At 74.6% G+C, this 3,892-nt stretch carries 3 protein-coding genes; 2 read left to right on the top strand and 1 reads right to left on the bottom strand.

The annotated features are described in order from the left end of the window. Positions 1–250: 250 nt before the first annotated feature. Both WML84_RS13650 and WML84_RS13645 read left to right on the top strand, forming a co-directional pair. Positions 251–1,018 (top strand): ABC transporter ATP-binding protein, encoded by a 768-nt coding sequence (locus WML84_RS13650; protein ID WP_347346684.1) that lies wholly within the window; start codon positions 251–253, stop codon positions 1,016–1,018. Beyond that, complete coding sequence (locus tag WML84_RS13645) at positions 1,000–2,580, top strand: hypothetical protein (protein ID WP_347346683.1); 1,581 nt, start codon at positions 1,000–1,002, stop codon at positions 2,578–2,580. The genes WML84_RS13650 and WML84_RS13645 overlap by 19 nt, the downstream gene beginning before the upstream one ends. Before the next feature lie 198 nt (positions 2,581–2,778). Here the strand turns inward: WML84_RS13645 and WML84_RS13640 are convergent, their stop codons facing one another. Continuing rightward, on the bottom strand, positions 2,779–3,813 hold the full coding sequence (locus WML84_RS13640) for a HoxN/HupN/NixA family nickel/cobalt transporter (RefSeq protein ID WP_347346682.1): 1,035 nt from the start codon (positions 3,811–3,813) through the stop codon (positions 2,779–2,781). Between the last annotated feature and the right edge of the window lie 79 nt (positions 3,814–3,892).

Here is a 3,892-nt window from a genome sequence, read left to right as displayed (position 1 = left end):
GCGTCCGCTCGCCCCTCGCGCCCGGCCCGGCGCTGCCCGCGCCCGGCCTGCCGCGGCGGGCCTGCCGCGCCCGGCCGCTCGTGCCTTGTCTCTTTCGTGAGACTCCACTGGTGCGTCGAGACTGCACGCCCAGCACGCGGTCTCGACGCACGGTTGGAGTCTCGCGGAGAGGAGCTGGGGCGGGGAGGGCGCGGGAGGGCGGCGGCGGAGGGCGCGGAGAGCGCGAGGGGCGCTCGGTAGGCTGGGGACGGTGAGCCAGACTTCCTCGCCCGCGCTTCAGGTCGCGGGCCTCGTCAAGCGGTTCGGTCAGAAGGTCGCCGTCGCCGGCATCGACCTCGTCGTCCCGACCGGCTCGTTCTTCGGGCTGGTCGGCCCCAACGGCGCCGGCAAGACCACGACGCTGTCGATGGCGACCGGGCTCCTGCGTCCCGATGCCGGCGGCGTGTGGGTGCACGGCGTCGATGTGTGGGGCGACCCGGTCGCCGCGAAGGCGATGATCGGCAACCTCGCCGACGGCGTGCGCCTGTTCGACCGCCTGACCGGCGAGCAGCTCATCACGTACACGGCGATGATGTTCGGCATCCCGCGCCCCGAGATCGCCCCGCGCGTGGCGGACCTCATCGCGCTCATGGACCTCGCCGAGGCCGCGGGCACGATCGTCGCCGACTACTCCGCGGGCATGACGAAGAAGGTGGCGCTCGCGTGTGCGCTCGTGCACGCGCCGCGCCTGCTCGTCCTCGACGAGCCGTTCGAGTCGGTCGACCCGGTGTCGGCGGCCAACATCGAGGACATCCTGCGCAGCTACACGGCGTCGGGCGGCACGGTGATCGTGTCGAGCCACTCGATGGACCTCGTGCAGCGCATGTGCGACCACGTCGCGGTCATCGCCGCCGGACGCGTGCTCGCCGCCGGCACGGTCGACGAGGTGCGCGCGGGGGAGACGCTGCAGGACCGGTTCGTCTCGCTCGTGGGCGGCCGCCACCAGATGGAGGGGCCGGAGTGGTTGCGACAGTCCTGAGGCTGCGATACCGCATCCTCGGCAACACGCTCGCCCGGAGCCCGTGGCAGCTCGTCGGCTTCTGTTTCGGCATGCTCGGCGCGCTGTGGATGCTGGGCATGGTCGTGACGGGCGTCGTCGCGCTCGCCGTCTTCCAGGGCCTCGAGGTCGCGCGTACCGTCGCCGTGCTCGCCGGCTCCGCGCTGCTGCTCGGCTGGGTCGTCGGGCCCGTGCTCGTGACGGGCATCGAGACGACGGTGGATGCCGCGCGCCTCGCCCCCTTCCCGCTCCGGCGCACCCAGGTGATGCAGGCGCTCACCGCGACCGGGCTCACCGGCATCCCGGGGATCGTGACGTCGCTGGCCGCCCTCGTCACGGTCGGCCTGTGGCTGCGCTGGCCGGTCGCCGCGATCGTCGCGGTGCCCTGCGCCGCGGTCGCGGTGCTCACGTGCGTCGTCGCGTCACGGCTCATGGCCACCCTGTCGACCGGGCTCGGCAGCGACCGGCGCGGACGCGAGCTGGTCGGCACCGTCGTGCTCGTGCTCGTGGTCGCCGCGGGGCCGCTGCTCACCGGCATCCTGGCCCTGCTCGACAGCACCGGCGACCTCGCGACCCGGTTCGTGCAGGCCGCCGGCGTGCTCGGCTGGACCCCGATCGGCGCGGCCTGGGCGGTGCCCGGCGACCTCGCCGCCGGTGCGTGGGGAGCCGCGGTCGCGAAGCTCGCGATCGCCGGCGCGACCCTCGCGATCCTGTGGCTCGCCTGGGGTCGCGCGCTGGAGGCATCCGTCTCCTCGCCGCCGAGACGGACGGCCCGCACGGTCGAGCCGGGCGCGCTGGGCCTGTTCGGCCGCATGCCCACGGGCGGCGTCGGTGCGACGTGGGCGCGCTCGCTCACGGCGTGGCTGCGCGACCCGCGCTACCTGCGGCAGCTCCTGATGGTGCCGCTGTTCCCGGTGCTGTTCGCGTTCGTCGACGGCGTGCACGGCGTGCTGTTCGGGGCGTCGGCGGTCGTGGTCGCGTTCGTCCTGTGCATCGCCGGCTACGCCGACGTGTCGTATGACGGCACCGCGTTCGCCTCGGTGCTCGCCACCGGCATCCGAGGTCGCGACGACCGGCTGGGGCGCCTGCTCGGCGCGGCATGCGTCGGCGTGCCGCTGACACTCCTCGTGGCCGTGGTCACGGCGCTGGTCTCGGGGAGCGCCGCGCAGCTGCCCGCCGTGGTCGGCGCGGCGCTCGGTCTGCTCCTCGCCGGCTACGGGGTGACCGCGGTGTCGTCGGCGCTCCTCGTGACGCCGGTCGCCCAGCCGGGTGACAACCCGTTCAAGTCCGTCCCGGGGCAGACGTTCGTGAGCGGCCTGCTCGTGTTCGTCGTGCTGGCCGCGTGCCTCGTGCTGGCCGCCCCCGCGATCGTGCTGTCGGCGATCTCGCTCGTGGCGGGCTCGGCGCTGCATGGCTGGCTGGCGCTCGCCGCGGGCCTCGCGGTGGGGCTCGTCGCGATCGTCGTGGGGGTCGTCGTCGGAGGCCGCACGCTCGACCGCACCGGGCCCGACCTGCTCGCGCGCATCAAGGCCTTCCCGCGCTGAGCTCGGCGCGGCGCTCCCGCAGGTCGGCGCTCCCTCGGCGCGGCGCCCCCGCACCCGCGCTCCCGGCCCCGCGCGCCGGTGTCGCATCCGCGAGACTCCATTGGTGCGTCGAGACTGCACGCCCGGCCCGCGGTCTCGACGCACGGATGGAGTCTCGCGGGAAAGTCATGGACGGTCTTCGCCCCGACCTGAGCGCCGTCACACGCCTTGCCCGTGACGGCGGCGGGCGAGGACGGATGCCGCGACGACCGCCCACGTGCCGAGGAGCAGTGCCGTGAGCCACAGGCCGAGGCTTTCGATGTCGAGCCCGGCGAGCCACGAGACGGGCATTGCCGCCGACCGTGGAGCGTCGCCGAGGATGCCCTCGGCCACCCCGGCGAGCTGCACGACGGCGACCACCAGCGCGGCGACGACCGAGAGGGCCGTCATCCACGTCGCGTACGCCGACCGCCGCGGCGCGTCCGGCGCGAACGCATAGGCGCGCCGCGCGAGGGCGCCCTGCGTGGTGTCGAGCATCGACATGCCCGCCGCGAAGATCACCGGGAGGCTCAGCACGACCCACCAGGGCACGGCGGTGAGCGTCGCCGTCCCAGCGAGCGCCAGCAGGCCGATCTCGGTCGCGGTGTCGAAGCCGAGGCCGAACAGGAGCCCGACGCCGTACATGCGCGACGGCCGGTCGATCGCGCTCTGCGCGCGGGCGAGCGCACGCCACACCGGTCCGCCGGCGCCCTGCCGCCCCGAGGCGAGCGTCGCGATGCCGATGCCCGCGAGCACCAGCAGGAACACGCTCGACACCGACGGCCCCCACACGCCGGTCACCTGGTGCAGCGCGGAGCCGTCGTCCGCCAGCGCGGACGAGACGACGCCCAGGCCCGCGGCCAGGAGCGTGCAGAGCACGAACACGACCGTGGAGTGCCCGAGCGAGAACCAGAGTCCGACCGTCGAGGCGGGGCGATGCCGCTCCTGCAGCGAGCGCGTCGTGTTGTCGATCGCGGCGATGTGGTCGGCGTCGAACGCGTGGCGGAGGCCGAGAGCGTAGGCGGTGAGCCCGACGGCGAGGGTGGCGGCCGGGGCGGCTCCGTCCGGCGAGAGCCTCGCGACGCCGGTGAACGCGGCGACGAGGAGCGTGCCCCAGCCGAGCACGTGCAGGCCCGCGATCGCCGCGACGACGAGCACCGCGGTGCGCTGCGGAGTGCGACGCGCAGCCAGGCGGTCAGGCGCGGACGTGCTCATGGCTGGGCTCCGAGGAGGGAAGGCGGCGATCCGCGTGGCTCGCCCACACGGGCCACAGATCGTGCAGGGGACTGGAGTG

It is taken from the genome of Microbacterium sp., from assembly GCF_039812165.1.
Taxonomy (GTDB): Bacteria; Actinomycetota; Actinomycetes; order Actinomycetales; family Microbacteriaceae; genus Microbacterium.
The sequence above is the reverse complement of the archived record's forward strand: the minus strand, read 5'-3'. Positions and strand labels throughout refer to the sequence as shown.

What these genes read in the sequence shown, in the direction of transcription:
- WML84_RS13640 (WP_347346682.1), bottom strand. Translation starts at nt 3,813, where the DNA reads ATGAGCACGTCCGCGCCTGACCGCCTGGCTGCGCGTCGCACTCCGCAG.